Origin of the sequence: Nocardia niwae NBRC 108934 = DSM 45340 (assembly GCF_001613465.1) — a bacterium.
GTDB classification, from domain to species: domain Bacteria; phylum Actinomycetota; class Actinomycetes; order Mycobacteriales; family Mycobacteriaceae; genus Nocardia; species Nocardia niwae.
In genome coordinates, this window is sequence record NZ_BDCK01000016.1 from 358,128 (window position 1) to 374,801 (window position 16,674).

Sequence of the window (16,674 nt, forward strand, 5' to 3'; positions counted from 1 at the left end):
GGATCCCTAACAAGATCCTTACCTCCGAGCGGGTGCTCGCCCGCTACGCTGAGCACCTGGCTAGGGCTGCCCGAGCGGGCGAGGTAGCCGAACGTTCTGTGTTCGGCGTAAGAGCAAACGATAAGTCAGGTCCAGGGCCCAACCAACTTAGGTAGTACTAATAACCAGGTTTAGCTGGGCTTCTGCATTCGGTCCTCCACGTGTGCGCGTTGTCCAGTGTAAAGCAGCGAGTGCCGTGCGATCGATCCCCATGGCACCCGGTGCCAGCTGGGGAAACCGGCGCGCGACACCCACCCGAGACTTTCCTCACGAAGCCCGGAAACCGCCCTCACCTGCGTCGAAGTGGATTTCCCCGGTTCGCTACGCGGCAAACCAAGCGGCAGCGGCTAACTCGGCGATCGGGCCGCTGAGATATTTCCGACACGGGCGTGACAAGCCATGAATGTGATCCGACCGTCCGGCCTCTTTTGCTCTCTGTGTCATTCAGCACATAACCAGCAAATATCGGGAAGTGGTGTTGGACACATCCTTCCGACGCGACGCCGCGGGGCCGCCCCGACGCGGTCTACGACGGGCACAGGGACACGGCGGCCCGCACCAGCGCGGCACGATGCAAAGCGTCACCGTGGCCGGTGGTGAACACGCCGAAGACGCTGCGCGCCAACCGCTCCGCGCAATCCGGCGCGGTCAGCTCGGCTCGGCGCAGGTCGAGCTGGTCGAGGATCTCGACGTTCACCCGATCGATGATCGGGCGCACGGCGGCCAGGCCCGCGGGCGTAGCTGGCGCCGCGGCCGGGTCGAAGCGCCACTGCAGCATCAGTCCGCGCTGCACCGTCTTGTTGGCCTCGACCTGCCCGAAGAAAACCTGGCGCACCCAGCGCTCCGGCAGGTCACGACCGTTGCCGAGGCGAGCCATCGAGTCGTAGACTTCCGCCTCCCTGGCCGGGTCGTCGATGGCGGGCTCCGTGCCGAGCTCGCCCGCCGCCACCCACTTCGCAGCGGCGACGGCGTCCGCGGTGTCCAGCCGCTCGATCACCAGCGCGACCAGCCGGTCGAGCGGCCGGTCGTCCGGTGCGGCGTCCGCGCTAGCCGGCCACATCAGCAGCGCCGCGGCCAGCAGCGTCAACCCGATTCTGCGCACGCCGTGACCTCCTGGGACCCCCCGCACGGAAACGAATCACCGCGCCAGCGTAGGCGCCTTCGCCCACGGAGCCCCAGACGACGCCCGAATGACCTGTGAGCCTGGCCACATCCAGCCTTCCCTGCTCGCTGCGCGCCCGGGAAGCCTGTCACGCTGTCACAACGAATCCGTGACAGTTTCGTCGCGCCCGTGTCAGCGCCTGGGACGTAGAGGATGTGCCTTCCGATGACCGTCACCAGCATGTTCACCTGGCTCGGAGGGGGCCGCGACAGCGCGATCACCGATCGTCATGAGCGTGGCGGCTACGCCGTCACGGGCGCGGTCGTGCTGTTGTTCGGGACGATCTCCGGTGTTGTCACCGCCCTGGCCGCGGCCTCCGCCTGGCCGTGGTGGGCGGCGCTGGCGGCAGGCGTCGTGGTCGCCGCGCTCACCGGCGCGCTCGCCCGGGCGCTGGCCACGGCCCGGTCCGGTGGAGGACCCGATCGGCTCGGTCTGATCGCGCGTCTCGCCGTCGCGGTGCTCGCAGGCGGGTTGCTCGCCGAACTCGCCGCGATCGTGCTGTTCAGCGGATCCGTCGACCGGCTGCTGGACGAGAAGGCACAGCGCTCGCTCGATACCGCGCCGCGGGTCGTCGCGGCGCAGGCGGAACTCGACCGGGCGAAAGCCGACCGGGCCGCGCTCGAACAGGCGATCGCCATGGCCCAGAACGATATCGATCACGCCTTGGTGATCGCCCGCTGCGAAATCAACCCGACTCCGGAGTGCCCGCGAACCAGGATCACCGGCGTGCCCGGCCGCGGGCCGGAGGCGCAGACGGCCAACGCCATGCTCGACGACGCCCGCAAGCAGCTCGCGACCGCGCAGGGCCGGGTAGACGCCGCGGATCGCAGGATCGACGCCGACCAGGACGCCCTGTCGGCCGCACGCACGGCCGCCTTCGACGACGCCGACCGCGGCCTCGGCGCGCGCTGGCAAGCCATGAACGACTACACGGTGCGCGACGCACTTCCCCTGCGCATTCTCATCATCGTGGCTTTCGTCGCGCTGGCCCTGCTGCCGCTGGTGCTGCGCTGGTGGCGTGGGGAGACTTCGTTCGACCGGCACAACGCGGCCCGCACGGTGCACGACCGCGCCGAGCGGGAAGCCGACGCGGTGATCGCGGTCAAGCAGGCCGAAGTGCGCGCCGAGGCGGAGACGCTGCGCGCCGAGCAGGAACTCACCGCCGCCCGCCTCGCCGTCGAGGCGGACACGGCCATCGACCGGGAGCGCCAGCGCACCCGCATCATCGCGGCCATCGGCGGCATCGAGATAGGCATCACCGAGCCGCCGCGCCGCCCCGAACTTCCCGCCGCAGCGGCGGACGACCGAAAGGACAGCGCCGTGCCCGACGAGGCGACGCCGAACCTACCCGCTCCCGCCGCCGTACATCCGGTCGCGCCCGCCGTCGCGTCCGCACCGGCCGCGCCCGGCGGCGGAGGCGGCCTCGAACTGCCGCTGATCGGCACGATTCCGTTCACCGACACCGCGGCGCGTTTCATCCGGCCGCTGGTGCCCTCGTTCGTGGCCAACGCGATCGATACGGCGACGCATCCGTTGCGCACCGCGCGGCAGGCGTTCGAAGAAGTCGAGGAGATCACCTTCACGCTGCGGCGCACCCGCAAGGTCACCGTCGACGGCCAGACCTCACATCCGCAGGCCGTCGGCTACCAATTGCAGCCGGGCGCGCCCGAGATCGCGCACGCCCAGCACATCGCCTCCACCGTCGTGGACGCCGACTACTCCGCGCACGTCCCGCGCTACTCCTCGCTTCCGCCCACCGGCGCGGCGGGCTACGGCCTGCCCACCGGCACCCGCCGGGACGAGCTGCCGGGCCACCACCGCCCCGAACTCCCCGAGCCCAGCCGCCGCGAACTGCCGCCTGGGCGCTGACCGCATCGCCGAGGCAAGCAATCCGGGGCAGCTGCCGCAGCAGCGCTTTCCGCATTCCGGGCGGCCGTACCCGGCGAGGGCGGCGGCCGCTTGCCTCGCGACTCATCCGTGAACCAGCGTGCGGGCTGAAGTGTTGCTGCCATGCTCATCCGGTTGCTCGGAGCCCGCGGCGTCCAGCCCAGCCTTCGGCGGACCGGTCGGACACGTCCTGGACCGAGGCGCCGGTCTCACCTGTGGGTCACCGCGACCTACGGCGGCGCGCCCCGCCTCCGCTTACGCTGCACCCATGCAACACAGGGAGGTGACGCTCGCCGCGGCGCCGTGGGGGTCACGCTTGCTCGGGTCCGCCGAGGAGTCGTCGGGGCTGCGACGCCTCCGCGTCCAACTGTTGCTCACCGTGCCCACCTTGCTGGGCAATCTGACGGGCATGGTCGTGTCGATCGTCCTGGTCGGCTTCGTCCTGCCGGGTCCGTCGGTGTTCACCCGCGATCTGTTGCTCCTCGACGTGCTCGCCGCACCGCTGTACGCGACCTGTGCGCTGTTGATCGGGCTGTGGTGGGGAACCACCCGCGAATTGCGCGCGCTGCGGTGGGCGACCGACCCGGAGCGCGTGCCGACCGAGGAGGAGCAGGCCGCGGCCACGGCGGTTCCGCGCAGACTGGTGCGCGACCAAGCGCTGTTGTGGTTCGGCGGACTCGTGCTGCTGACCACGCTGTACGGCCTGGCCGAACCGCGGCTGATCCCGAAGGTGGCATTCGGCATCGCGATCAGCGCCGTCGTGGTGTGCGCGAACAGCTACCTGATCATCGAGTTCGCGCTGCGGCCCGTCACCGCCCGGGTGCTGGAAGCCGCGGCTTCCGGTCGCCGCCGCGGCATCGGCGTCTTCGGCCGCTCGCTGGTGGTCTGGGTGGTCGGTTCGGGCGTACCGGTCGCCGGGATGATGGTGCTGGCGGTGCTCGCGCTCACGATGGCCGACGTCACCAAGGCGCGACTGGCGGTGTGCGTGCTGTCGCTCGGCGGCGCGACGCTCATCTTCGGTCTGCTGCTGATGACCCAGACCCTGGCCGCGACCGTCGCTCCCATCCTCGGCGTGCGCCGTGCGATGCGCCAGGTGGAGGACGGCGATCTCGATGTCGCGCTGGCCGTGTACGACGGCACCGAATTGGGTGAGCTGCAGAGCGGTTTCAACCACATGGTGGAGGGGCTGCGCGAGCGGGAGCAGATCAGGGATCTGTTCGGCAGGCATGTCGGGCGCGAGGTAGCCGCGGCCGCGCTGGCGGGTGACCCGGCGCTGGGCGGCGTGGAGACCGACGCGGCGGCCCTGTTCATCGACATCGTCGGCTCGACGACGATGGCCGCGACCATCCCCGCACCGGAGATGGTCGCCATTCTCAACCGGTTCTTCGGCATCGTGGTGGACGAGGTGGAGCGCCACGGGGGGCTGGTCAACAAGTTCGAGGGTGATGCGGCCCTCGCCGTCTTCGGCACGCCCGCTCCGCTGTCCGACGCCGCGGGTGCGGCGCTGGCCACGGCCCGCGCGATCCGGGCCCGGCTCGACAGCACCGCCACCGACTTCGTCGCGGCCATCGGCGTGGCCGCGGGCCGGGTGGTCGCGGGCAATGTCGGCGCGCACCAGCGCTATGAGTTCACCGTCATCGGCGACGCGGTCAACGAGGCCGCCCGCCTGTGCGAGCTGGCCAAGCAGGACGGCCTGCTGCTCGCCTCCGGCACCACGATCGAAGCCGCCGACGCGCCCGAAGCCCGGCACTGGCAGCTCGGCCGATCCGTCACCCTCCGCGGCCGCCTCACACCGACCCGGCTCGCCCGCCCGGCCTGACGCCCGCGACCCGGTTCAGTGACGTACGTGGGGTACGGGCGTCTTCGCGGGCCACGGAGCCGGGCAGCGCCGTACGGCCGCGCCCGGGACCTCAGCCGTGCGCGGCCCGCAACCGGAACGCCACCAGCGCGGCGAGCAGCAGGATCGAGGTGGTGCCGACGGCCGCGACGTGGATGCCCGAGATGAAGGACTCGTGCACCGAGACGAGGAACGCGTTGCCGGCGGCCTCCGGCAGTTCCCGCGCGTAGGTCGTCGCGGCGCCCAGTGATTCCGAGGCCGCGTCCATCCGGTCGCTCGGTACGTGAGCGGGATCGAGACCGTTGCGGAAGATCGCCATGACGACGCTGCCGAGGATCGCGACGCCCAGCGCGATACCGGTCTCGTAGGCGGTCTCCGACACCGCGGCGGCCGCGCCCGCGCGCTCCGGGGGCGCCGAGCCGACCACCAGATCCGAGGACACGGTCAGCGCGACCCCGACGCCCGCCCCGATGAACAGAAAACCGAGCACGAACGGCGTTGTACTGGCGCCGGCATCGGGACTCACCAGACCGAACAGGGCCGCCCCTACCGCCGCCGTGAGCAGCGCGCCGCCGAGCACCGTGCCCGGCGGCAGCCGCCGCACCAACCAGGCCGCGGCGAGTGCACCGATCATCCCGGCGGACAGGCCGGGCAGCAGCAGCAACCCCGCTTGCATCGGGGAGCGCCCCAGCACCAACTGGAGGTACTGCGAGCCGAAGAACAGCACGCCCGCCAGCGCGAACACCGCGAGCAGATTGGTCAGCACGGCCGTGCGGAACTTCGGCAGCGCGAACAGCGCCAAGTCCAGCATCGGTTGTGCCAGCCGCCGCTGCCTGCGGACGAACAACACGCCGGCCAGCAGGCCGAGCACGCAGATCAGGGCGGACCGCACGCTCGGACCGTGGGCCGCGAATTCCTTCACCGCGTACACGACGGGCACCAGCGCGAGCATCGACAGCGCGGCACTCGGCAGGTCGAAGCGACCGGGCTTCGGATCGCGCGATTCCGGGATCAGCACCGGCCCAAGCCCGATCAGCACCAGCATGACCGGCAGGTTCACCAGGAACACCGAGCCCCACCAATAGTGCTCGAGCAGCCAGCCACCCAGCAGCGGTCCCGCCGCGGCGCCACCGCCCGCCATCGCGCTCCACACCGCGATCGCGACCGTGCGCTGCCGCGGATCGAGGAACATCGACCTGATCAGGGCCAGCGTCGCGGGCATCAGCGTCGCGCCGGCGACACCCTGCAGCACCCGCGCCGCGATGAGCATTTCCGGCGTCACGGACCAGGCAGCCAGCACCGAAGCGAAGCCGAATCCGGCCGCGCCGAGCAGCAGCAGCCTGCGCCGCCCGATCCGGTCGCCCAGGTTGCCCATGACGACGAGCAACCCGGCCAGCACGAACGAGTAGACGTCGATGATCCACAGCAGTTGCGGCGTGGTGGGCGCGAGATCGGCGCTGATCGCGGGCACGGCCAGGTCGAGCACCGTCGCGTCGACGGCGAGCAGGAGCAGGGCGAGCGCGAGCACCGACAATCCCGCCCACTCGCGGGCTCCCGCGCGGGGTGCGGTGGTGGCCGATCGTGCGATGGGCGCGGTCTGGGGGGTCATGACTTTCTCGACTTCCGTCGTCTGTTTTTTACCGTCCAGACGGTATAGTACTCACCCAACCGTCCGGACGGTATAGTCGGCCGCGTGACAGCTGACACCCGCGACCGCATCCTGGACGCGCTCGAGACCTTGCTGCTGGAAAAAGGCATGTCGCAGGTGACTCTGGAGAACGTCGCGGCCACCGCCGGCGTCTCCAAAGGCGGCTTGCTCTATCACTTCAAGAGCAAGGACGCGCTGCTGGCGGGCCTGGTCCGCAGGCTGGCCGACCGTGCGGGCAAGCAACTGGACACCGCGGTCGCCAAGGGCGGCTCGGTAGCCGAGTGGTACCTGCAGACTCCGAACCCGGACAACTCGGCCGAAGCGGTCGAACTCGAGCTCTACCGGTCCATGCTCGCGACCATGCGCACCATCGACGCCACCCCGGAACCCGACGAGGTGCAGCAGGCGCTCGTCGAGATGATGAACTCCTGGTCCGACGGTTTGGACGAGGAGGTCGACGACCCGGTTCAGGCCGACCTCATCCGGTTGGTCGGTGACGGCGTGTACCTGCGCGCGCTGCTCGGCCTCCCGCCCATCGATCCGGTTCGCTACCGGCAGGTGGTGGACCGCTTACTGCGGCCCTGACGGCTAGACTCGGCCCGTGCTGCCAGCCGCCGAACCGGCCGGCGCCGTCGGGGCGGGAACAGATCCGGTACCGGGGTCTCCTGGAACGACGGTGCCGATCCGACCGCTGAGTTTCCGTGAACTGCTCGATGTGCCGTTCGCGCTGATCCAGGCGAACGTCCGCGCCTTGGCCGGCCTGAGCGTGCCGGGCCTGGTCCTCGCCGAGGCCGTGGTGGTCGCGGTGACCGCGGCCGTCTCCGAGCTGACCGACGGTTCCGACACGGGCACCGCGTGGGCGGCGATCCTGTCCACCGCGACCTGTGCGTGGTTGCTGCGCTTGGTGTTACGCGGTACGACCGTGGCCTTGGGGCTCGCGACCGTCGGCGGAGCGCCGATCGGCCGCCGTACCGCGCTGCGTCGATTCGGTGCGACACTCGGCCCGTTGCTGCTGTTCCAGCTGTTTTTCACCGTGGTGGGCGTCGCCGTGCTGACCGTGGGCAGTGTGCTGATCGTGACGCTGCCGCTCGCGGCGATCTGGCTCGGCCGGCTGCGCGCGGGCCGCTGGGTCGCGGTGCCGGTGCTGTTCGTCGAGCGCACGTCGCACCGGGACGCGATCGCGCGGGCGAAACTGCTCGCCGAGGGCGCGGAGTGGCCGACCACCGGGCTGTGGATCGCCCAGCGCGCCCTGTTCACGCTGCTGGCGGTGCCGCTGCTGGCCATTCCGCTGTTCGTCTCCGACTTCTCCGGCACCCATCGATGGCCGGTGATCGTGCTGACCACATCGGCGGTGCTGCTGCTGACGGCGTTCGGCGAAGTGGTCGAGGGTTCCTCGCGAGTCGTGTGCTACGTCGACCGCCGGTGCCGCAGGGAGGGATTGGACATTCGCGTCCGCAGGCAGGAGGCGCGATGAGCCATCCCGTTCCGCCGGAACACCCGTGGGCCGAGGTCGCGCCGACCGAAGGCACACCGCACGATACGGCGCCCGGCACGCCACGGCTCGGCGCGGCCGCCGATCATCGCGCCGCCGCCGAATCGGCCGCACGACATCGGGATTTCGACCGGGCCCTGCGCGAACGCTTCCGCGCCGTGCTGCGCGGCCTGGAACAGGGCGGTGTGCTGGAGGTGCGGCGGTCACGCACCGCGCGGGAAACCGCCGACGACGTGACCACCGCGCTACCGCTCGAGACCGCCACCGAAATCCAGCCCGCCGCGCACAGTTTCGACGAGGTGGTCTACGGCGGACGCCGCGCCACCGAGGACGAATACCGCAGGCTGGAATACGCCGACCGGTTCTCCGCTTCCGCGCCGCCACCCGCTCCGGAACCGGTGGATATCGAGGCGGTGGAGAAGGCGCCGCGCACCGGGCGCAGGCTGCCGCCGCTGCCGAATCTGCTGCGCGACCCCCGATTCTGGGCGGGGCTCGCCGCGGCGGCCGCTTTGCTGCTGCTGGTCTACGGCGTCCTGCAAGCCTGCGGCGCGCCGACCGCGCCTCCCGCGCCGCCGCCGCAACCGCCACCGGACCTGCCCGACGTCCCTCCGCCGGACGCGCCCGGCTTCGGAGCGGGGGACGACCCGATCTGGGACCGGCTGCCCGCGCCGGTCTTCTACGGCGGGGTGCAGTTCCTGATCGCCGCCGCACTGGTGGTGTGGTGGCGTGCCCGCAGGCGGGGCGCCCTGGTGCGCGAGCCCCGCCCCGTCGAGGTGGCGGCGAACGAACTGCTCGCCGGGCAGGCCGCCCTGTACCGCCGCTCGAAAGACCACGACCATGTGGCCGGGAAACTGCGGGCAGCTACGCTGCGCCGCATCCGCACCCCGCTCGGCATCACGGCCGACACCCCGCCGGACCGGATCGTCGCCGTTGTCGCTACGCGCATCGGAGCCCACCCCGCCCAGATCGGCGCGGCCCTGTTCGACCCCGTGCCCGATCCGGCGACGCTTCAGGTGGTGGCCGCCCAGCTCGAATGGATCGAATCGGAGGTCGGATGAGACGCCCTTGCCCGAACCGCACCCGGCCCATGGCATGCGGGAACGCCCGCGAACCACAGGAGATCGAATGACCAGCACCGAGACCACCCCGACGGCCGAGCAGGCGGGCGCCGCGTTCCACGCCCTGCGCGCCGAGATCGGCAAGGCGGTGGTCGGCAACGACAACGCGGTCATGTATCTGGTGCTCGCACTGCTGTGCCGCGGCCACGTGCTGCTCGAAGGCGTGCCGGGCGTGGCGAAGACGCTGCTCGTGCGGGCGCTGGCCACGGCGCTGGACCTCGACCACGCGCGGGTGCAGTTCACCCCCGATCTGATGCCAGGCGACGTCACCGGCTCGCAGATCTACGACCCGCACTCCGCGGAGTTCACCTTCCGGCACGGTCCGGTGTTCACCAACCTGCTGCTCGCCGACGAGATCAACCGCACGCCTCCGAAGACCCAGTCGTCGCTGCTGGAATCGATGGAGGAGCGCCAGGTCTCGGTGGACGGGAAGCCACAGCCGCTGCCCGATCCGTTCGTCGTCGTCGCCACCCAGAACCCGATCGAGCAGGAGGGCACCTATCCCCTGCCGGAGGCGCAGCTGGACCGGTTCCTGTTCAAGGTGGACATCCACCTGCCCGGCCGCGACGACGAGTTCCGCATTCTGCAACGCCATGCCGCGGGCTTCGATCCCCGTGATCTGACTGCCGCGGGGTTGCGTCCCGTCGCGAGCGCGGCGCACATCACCGCCGCCCGCGCCGCGATCGCCCAGACGACGATCACGCCCGAGGTGCTCGCCTACACCGTGGACGTGTGCCGGGCCACCCGCACCTCGCCCGCCGTGCAGCACGGCGCCTCGACGCGCGGCGCGACGGCGCTGATGGCGGCCGCCCGCGCGTTCGCCTGGCTCAACGGGCGCGGGTTCGTCACGCCGGACGACGTGAAGGCCGTCGCCGTCGCGGTGCTGCGGCACCGCCTGCATCTGCGCCCGGAGGCCGAGCTGGACGGCGTGACCACCGAGAGCGTGCTGTCGTCGCTGCTGCTGTCGGTTCCGGTCCCGGTGTAGCGCATGGTCGTCACCGGTCGGCTGGCCGCCGCGGCAGGCGTGGCAGCCCTGTTCGTCACCCTGGTCCTGCCTTCCGTGATCGGCGTGGTGGTGGTGACCTGTGCCCTTGCGGCCGGACTGCTCGTCGACCTGGGCGCGGTGGGACGTGCGCGCGATCTCGCGCTGTCACGCGAGACGCTCACCACGGTGCGGCTCGGACGCTCGGTCGAGGTGGAACTCGTCGCGGTCAACACGGGAGCCCGGAGGCTGCGCGGCACGGTCTGGGACGACTGGCCCGACAGCGCGCGCGCCGAGAACCGGACACACCGGCTCGAACTCGCGCCGGGCACCAAGGTCCGTTTCCGCACCACGCTCACGCCCACCTACCGCGGCGATCGGGTCGCGGGACAAGTCACCGTACGGCTGCTCGGCCCCCTCGGACTGGCGGGGCGGCAGACGAGGCGCGACGTGCCCGCCCGGGTCCGCGCGCTGCCCGCGTTCCGCGCCGAACGGCTGTTGCGCTCGAAAGTGAAGCGGCTGCAACACCTGGAGGGCAGCAATGTCACCACGCTGCGCGGACAGGGCACCGAGTTCGATTCGTTCCGCGAGTACGTCGCCGGGGACGACGTGCGCGCCATCGATTGGCGCGCCACCGCCCGCGCCACCGACGTCCTGGTCCGCACCTGGCGCCCGGAGCGCAACCGGCACATGCTGATGCTGCTGGACACCGGCCGGATCAGCGCGGGCCGGGTGGGTGACGGTACGCGCCTGGACGCGAGCATCGAGGCGGCCCTGCTGCTCGGCGGTCTGGCCGCCGCCGCGGGGGACACGGTCGACCTGCTCGCCTTCGACCGCGGGCCGCGCGCCGAGGTCCGTGGGGTCGGCGGAAAGGGATTGCAGCTGAAGCTGATGCACGCGATGGCAGGCATCACCCCAGCCCTCGTCGACACCGACAGCGCCGGACTCGTGCGGGCTGCCGTTCAGCGCACCCGCCGCCGCAGCCTGGTCGTCTGGTTCACCAGTCTCGACGGCGCCGCGGTCGAGGAGAACCTGCTGCCCGTGCTGCCGGTGCTGGCGCAGCGGCACCGGGTGCTGATCGTCTCGGTGATCGACCCCGAGATCGCCGCGGCCGCCACCCGGCGCGAGCAACTCTCCGACCTGTACGCCGCGGCCGCGGCCGAATCCGTGCTCGCCGAGCGCGCGCTGGTCCAGGAATCGCTGCGCCGCACCGGTATCGCGGTCGTCGCCGCGTCCCCGGAACGGCTGCCCGAGGCGCTCGCGGACGAATACCTGGAACTGAAACAGTCCGGCGCGCTCTGAGTTCCGGCCATGGTCTTGCCGAAGGACGTGCTCGCCGGCCCGCCCAGGAGGATCATGGCCCCATGGCCTCGGATCTCGCCGCCTTCGTCCGCGGATTGCCCAAAGCGGAACTGCACCTGCATCTGGAAGGGACGCTGGAGCCGGAGCTGAAGTTCCACCTGGCCCGGCGCAACGGTATCGAACTGCCGGAGCACAGCGTGGACGAGGTGAAGCAGACCTATCGCTTCCATGATCTGACGTCGTTCCTGCGGGTCTACTACCCGGCGATGCGCGTTTTGCAGCGTCCGGAGGACTTCCACGACCTCGCCTACGACTATCTGCGCCGGGCGCACGGCCAAGGCGTGCGCCATGCCGAACTGTTCTTCGATCCGCAGGCGCACACCGGGCGCGGGGTCCCGTTCGCCACCGTGATCAGCGGATACCGCTCGGCGATCGCGCGGGCGCGGCGGGAGCTGGGGATTTCCGCCGAGCTGATCCTGTGCTTCCTGCGCGATCATTCCGCGGAGTACGCCATGGCGACGCTGCTGGAAGCGCTGCCGTACAAGAGCTGGATCCTCGGGGTCGGCTTGGATTCCGACGAGCGCGGCAACCCTCCGAGCAAGTTCGCCGCCGTCTTCGAGCGCGCCCGCGCGGAAGGGTTCCTGCTGACCATGCACTGCGACATCGACCAGCCGGATTCGGTCGAGCACATCCGCCAGGCGCTGGAGGACATCGCCGTCGACCGCCTCGACCACGGCACGAACATCGTCGCGGACGACCGTCTGGTCGAGCTGGCCAAGTCGAAGGGCATAGCGCTGACCTGCTGTCCGGTGTCGAACTCCTTCGTCACCGCCGAGATGAAGTCCGCGGAGATCGTCGGACTGCTCGACCGCGGGCTGACGGTGACCGTCAACAGCGACGATCCCGCCTATTTCGGGGCTTACGTGGCCGACAACTATCTCGCGCTGGCCGAGCAGGCGGGCCTGGGCATCGATCGGCTGGCCGAGCTGGCCCGCAACTCGTTCCGGGCTTCCTGGCTGACGCCCGCCCGGCAGGACGCCTTTCTCCGCGAAGTGGACGACTACGTCGCGGCGAACGGCTGAGCGGGGCGCAGCGGCATCGGCGGATACACCGGCCGCGGCAGCACCCGGCGCTGTCGCTCGGCGATGACCGCGCCGAGGATCTGCGGCGGAGGACAACCGGCAGGCGGCGGGACGCGCAGCCGCCCGCACACCTCGGCCACGAGCGCGGCGCCCAGCTGGTGTTGCGCCGCTGGAGTCAAGGTACGCAAGCGCGTCAGGTACTGCCGCACCGACAGCGCGAGATCCTCCGGCAGGCCGGACAGGTCGAGTTGTGCGCTCCAACCGGTCAGCCACGGCGGCGCGAGCGCGAGCGCGGGCGGCGGCAGCGGGCGCTGCGCGTGCACGACCACGGTGCCCGCGAGTACGTCACCGATCCGCCGCGCATGCGGCGAGCAGATCGAGGTGAGCACCGCGATGGCGCCGAACCCGCCGAGCATCCAGAAATCGACGATCGCGCCCGCCAGGCCGCGAGTGAGCGCGTGCCGGAAGTCGATCGGCCCGCCGTCCGCTCGCACCACGCGCAGCCCGAGCATCAGCTTGCCCAGAGTGCGTCCGCGCCAAGCGGTCTCACAGGTCACCGGATAACCGACCAGCACGGTCACGATGGTGACCAGCAGCACCACGTCCAGCCAGGCCGAGTCCAGGCCCGCGGGCAGCAGCAGCGTGACGACGGCGAACAGCAGGACGAACCCGAGCGTGCACTGCGCCAGCACATCGATCAGGAACGCGGTGGCCCTCGTGGGGATCCGGGCGATCGGCAGTTCCAGGGCCACTGCTTCGCCGGTGGTGAACTCAGCCATGTCGATAGCATTCTTGCGACCGGCGGGAGTGGGAGGCAACCGAATGGACGTGGACGCATACAGCCTGGCTCACCGCCGGGCGTGGGACCGGCTCGACTACTTGTCCAAGCGCGGGAAGTTGACCGGCGCGGAGGCCGACGAACTGGTCCTGCTCTACCGCCGCACCTCCCAGCAGCTGGCCCGGCTGCAGTCGCACAGCCCGGACCCCGAACTGATCGCCGGACTGAGCGCGTTGCTCGCGCGTGCGCGCGGGCGGGTGCTCGGGACGCGGGCCGACACCTGGCCGGAGATCGGCCGGTTCTTCAGCCATCGCTTCCCCGCCGCGCTCTACCGGTCATGGCCCTGGTGGGTCGGCGTGGCCACGGTGTTCCTGTGCGTATCGGCGGGCTTGGCCGTCTGGGTGGAGCGGTTCGACTCGGCCCGCGACGTTCTCGGAATCCCGGAGGACACGGGAAGTCTCACCGCGCCCGGCGGCGCGTTCGAGACGTACTACTCGGAGCATCCGCAAGGAGCTTTCGCCGCGCAGGTGTGGACGAACAACGCGTGGGTGACCGCGATCGCCCTCTTCACCGGTGTATTGATCCTGCCCGCGGTCTACCTGCTGTTCATGAACGCGCTCAATCTGGGCGTCAGCGCGGGACTGATGTCCGAAGCGGGGCGGCTGGATTCGTTCTTCGGCTTCATCCTTCCGCACGGCACGCTGGAGCTGACCGCGGTGTTCGTCGCGGGCGGCGTCGGCCTGAAACTCGGCTGGACGCTGATCGATCCTGGACGGCTCAGCCGGGTGGAGGCCGTGGCCAGACAGGGGCGGGCGACCGCGACCGTCGCGCTAGGGCTGGTCGGCGTATTGCTGGTGTGTGGCCTCATCGAAGGATTCGTGACGCCGAGCCCGCTGCCCGTCGTTATCCGGATCGCGATCGGGTTCACTGCCGAGGCGTTGTTCCTGGCCTACGTCTTCGGGATGGGGCGCCGCGCGGTCACCGAGCAGACGAACTCCGGTGTCGAGGTGGTCGGCGAGCAGCTCGGCGGTGTGACGCAGCCAACATTCAGCACACGCTGAGCGAAGTGACTGGGACAATCGGCAGCAAGCGGCGCCGGATCGTTTCGGATGTCCCCCATTTGAGTTCCGCTGGCCGCAGCGAGTCGCTGCTCTAGCTGCGGCCAGCGTTACCGTCAACTCTACACAATCGTTATCCCTACGCAACCCTTCCCGCCGAGGTCAAGCGTATAAAGCAGCGGGCCAGCAAACCCTTGCCGCACCCTCCGTCCCCCCGGAACCAGCTAACCGCATGCGACCCGCGCGACCGGAGTTTCGGAGGCCGGTGAGCACTCCGGCGACACCGGCGGAATAGCCTCCCGCAATCCGCTCCGGCAAGGCAACGGAACTGCTTCGAGGCGTTAGCCGAGCTATTGGATAGACCCCTCCATGGTTGCTGAGAACCGCCTTCACCTGCACGTTCATTTGCACGAAAGGCCAGTTGCTGACCACCACCCAATAGAAAGAGACCACAAGTTTGTTTACGCGGTAATAAACCGGGTAAAGACATAGCGGTGCGCAAGGAAGACCGGCCAGTTCCCCGACAGGCTCGGCATTAACCGGCGAGCGAAACGCGTCTGGTTCACCTGCTCCGGGCACCTGATTCAGCACCTGGGCCGCAACCATAACGAGTCATGTGATCTTCGCCTCACCTGCTGCTCCCGGGCCTCTCGGCGCGCGAAATCGACACCGGGACACGCCACTTGGCGAGACCCACGTCACATCGGCAGAGCGGTTCGACTTCCGCGGACGCAAGCCCGGCTCACACTGGCGAGGCGCCGCCCTGCATCGAATCCCACTGAATGAGAGTGACTTGAATCACTCCCGCGTCGGCAAGGGGGCTCAACCCACCCGCAGTATCCCGGTCACCGTGCCCTGGAGCAGCCGACCGTCATGGGTGATGAGCGGAGCGGTTTGCAAAGGATCTTCGATGATCGTGCCGGGAAGGGGGTGTGCGGCGGTGATCGCACCGGTGTCGGGATCGAGGACGGTGAACGCGTACCCGTCCAGGGGTGTGGTCTGGTCGAGACCGAGCCGCGCGACCGTGTAGAGCGCGCCGTCGGCGGTCGACAGACGCGGCACGGCAGCGCTGCGAATCCGGTTCTCCCATACGACGTGGCATCCGTCGTCGGCCACATCGACCCGCGTCATCCCGCCGGTGAACGGCGCGCTCGGCGGCACAGCAGGCCCCGCCCCCTCGGGCAGCGCCGGATACGGATAGCCATAGGTGCTCGCCACGAAGACCGAGCGGCCGATGCCGACCGGCGAATTCTCGCTTCCGGACCCGCCTTCCCCGAGCACCGGAACCGCGCACACCAATTCGCCTGTCCCCGTCCGATACACCAGGGCGTGCACTTGTTCGTCGGCGTTGTCGACGATGGTCAGATAGTCCGCACCGGTCGCGGGGCCGAAGTAGGTGGGCGTCGAGCCCGTGCCCCAGCTGAGCTGGCCGGGCTTTCGGGCCGATCCCCGGTCGTAGGCCGCGCGCCACGCGATCTCCGGAGCACCCGACGCGCCGACGCGCAGTTCGTACAGCGCGTGCGTCGTCGCCACCGCGACCTGTCCGCCCGGGGCTGCCGAGATGCTGTTCGCCACGTGCTCCCCCGGTGGCAACGTCGCCCCCGCGACCCGCCCGGCGGCGGTGACGAACCCGACCACTCCGCCGCCGGTCGCGAACCACACATTGCCCGACCAGTCCGGCACGAGGCCCGTCACGTTGTCCCCCGCCGGGATCACCGGCCCGAGATCGGCGGACTCTTCGCTGATCAGCCGCCACGTTCCCGCCGCATCACGCTCGTGCCGCACCCGAAGCAACCGGTTGGAGCCGTCGACCACCACCAAACGGTCGCCCTGATCGAGGTAGGCGTACACACCACCGAGCAGGCTGCCTTTGGCCAGCGGCAGCGCGGCGAGGGAGCGCGCCAACGGACCCGGCGCCGCCGGATCCAGCAGATACACCGTCGGCGTCTGTCCCGCGATCGCGGTGCACAACGCGACCACGAGGCGGTCCGATCCTTCCAACAGCGTCGGACACGCCGAAGCCAGCGGGTACGCGCCGACCGCCGCGACGCCGGCGCCCGGACCGGCGAGCGGCGTGACATCCGAAGACCCCGCGTCGCCGTGCATAGTGGCGGTGCCGGTCGGTCCGAGGAAGGGATTCGGCGACGCGATCGGCCCCCACGGTCCGGCCGCCGAGGCGGGCTGAGCGGGTAGCAATGCCAGCGCGCAAGCGGCGAGCAGAGTCATCGGTCGGCGCATCGCGGTGTGGTCCTTCGCTTGGCAGGGCGGTGTCCGAACGGACACCGGGCA

General features: G+C 70.4%; 13 protein-coding genes. 9 read left to right on the forward strand and 4 right to left on the reverse strand.

The window, feature by feature from the left end; all coding sequences use genetic code 11:
* Window positions 1–565 precede the first annotated feature (565 nt).
* A complete protein-coding gene (locus NNI01S_RS08840) occupies window positions 566–1,141 on the reverse strand; it encodes a chorismate mutase (protein WP_063019338.1) in 576 nt (191 codons plus the stop codon).
* Between the two features lie 225 nt (window positions 1,142–1,366).
* On the opposite strand from NNI01S_RS08840, the gene NNI01S_RS08845 reads away from it, so the two are divergent.
* A complete protein-coding gene (locus NNI01S_RS08845) occupies window positions 1,367–3,070 on the forward strand; it encodes a DUF4407 domain-containing protein (protein WP_063019340.1) in 1,704 nt (567 codons plus the stop codon).
* Window positions 3,071–3,356: 286 nt separating this feature from the next.
* Window positions 3,357–4,907, forward strand: a complete 1,551-nt coding sequence (locus tag NNI01S_RS08850; protein WP_063019342.1) for an adenylate/guanylate cyclase domain-containing protein — start codon at window positions 3,357–3,359, stop codon at window positions 4,905–4,907.
* Window positions 4,908–4,998: 91 nt separating this feature from the next.
* Here NNI01S_RS08850 and NNI01S_RS08855 read toward each other — a convergent pair whose 3' ends face one another.
* Window positions 4,999–6,534, reverse strand: coding sequence for an MFS transporter (locus NNI01S_RS08855; protein WP_063019344.1), 1,536 nt, complete (start codon window positions 6,532–6,534; stop codon window positions 4,999–5,001).
* Window positions 6,535–6,618: 84 nt separating this feature from the next.
* On the opposite strand from NNI01S_RS08855, the gene NNI01S_RS08860 reads away from it, so the two are divergent.
* From NNI01S_RS08860 to add, 6 genes are all read left to right on the forward strand, one after another.
* The gene (locus NNI01S_RS08860; protein ID WP_063019346.1) at window positions 6,619–7,158 is read left to right on the forward strand and encodes a TetR/AcrR family transcriptional regulator; all 540 of its coding nucleotides are present in this window, start codon (window positions 6,619–6,621) and stop codon (window positions 7,156–7,158) included.
* A 91-nt stretch (window positions 7,159–7,249) separates the two neighbouring features.
* Window positions 7,250–8,047: a hypothetical protein gene (locus NNI01S_RS08865; RefSeq protein WP_245676036.1), complete on the forward strand. Its 798-nt coding sequence runs from the start codon at window positions 7,250–7,252 to the stop codon at window positions 8,045–8,047.
* Window positions 8,044–9,123: a DUF4129 domain-containing protein gene (locus tag NNI01S_RS08870; RefSeq protein WP_063019348.1), complete on the forward strand. Its 1,080-nt coding sequence runs from the start codon at window positions 8,044–8,046 to the stop codon at window positions 9,121–9,123. Before NNI01S_RS08865 ends, NNI01S_RS08870 begins: the two co-directional genes overlap by 4 nt.
* A 67-nt stretch (window positions 9,124–9,190) precedes the next feature.
* Complete coding sequence (locus NNI01S_RS08875; RefSeq protein ID WP_063019350.1) at window positions 9,191–10,168, forward strand: AAA family ATPase; 978 nt, start codon at window positions 9,191–9,193, stop codon at window positions 10,166–10,168.
* 3 nt (window positions 10,169–10,171) lie between these two features.
* Window positions 10,172–11,467: a DUF58 domain-containing protein gene (locus tag NNI01S_RS08880; protein ID WP_063019352.1), complete on the forward strand. Its 1,296-nt coding sequence runs from the start codon at window positions 10,172–10,174 to the stop codon at window positions 11,465–11,467.
* Between the two features lie 62 nt (window positions 11,468–11,529).
* Window positions 11,530–12,549 carry an adenosine deaminase gene (add, locus tag NNI01S_RS08885; RefSeq protein WP_063019354.1) on the forward strand — a complete coding sequence of 340 codons (1,020 nt, stop codon included), beginning with the start codon at window positions 11,530–11,532 and terminating at the stop codon, window positions 12,547–12,549.
* Here add and NNI01S_RS08890 read toward each other — a convergent pair.
* A complete protein-coding gene (locus NNI01S_RS08890; RefSeq protein ID WP_063019356.1) occupies window positions 12,528–13,328 on the reverse strand; it encodes an RDD family protein in 801 nt (266 codons plus the stop codon). The two genes, add and NNI01S_RS08890, sit on opposite strands and share 22 nt — an antisense overlap.
* A gap of 43 nt (window positions 13,329–13,371) precedes the next feature.
* Between NNI01S_RS08890 and NNI01S_RS08895 the strand changes: the two genes are divergently transcribed.
* Complete coding sequence (locus NNI01S_RS08895) at window positions 13,372–14,388, forward strand: stage II sporulation protein M (protein WP_063019358.1); 1,017 nt, start codon at window positions 13,372–13,374, stop codon at window positions 14,386–14,388.
* A gap of 819 nt (window positions 14,389–15,207) precedes the next feature.
* Here NNI01S_RS08895 and NNI01S_RS08900 read toward each other — a convergent pair.
* Window positions 15,208–16,623 (reverse strand): hypothetical protein, encoded by a 1,416-nt coding sequence (locus NNI01S_RS08900; RefSeq protein ID WP_063019360.1) that lies wholly within the window; start codon window positions 16,621–16,623, stop codon window positions 15,208–15,210.
* Window positions 16,624–16,674: the final 51 nt, after the last annotated feature.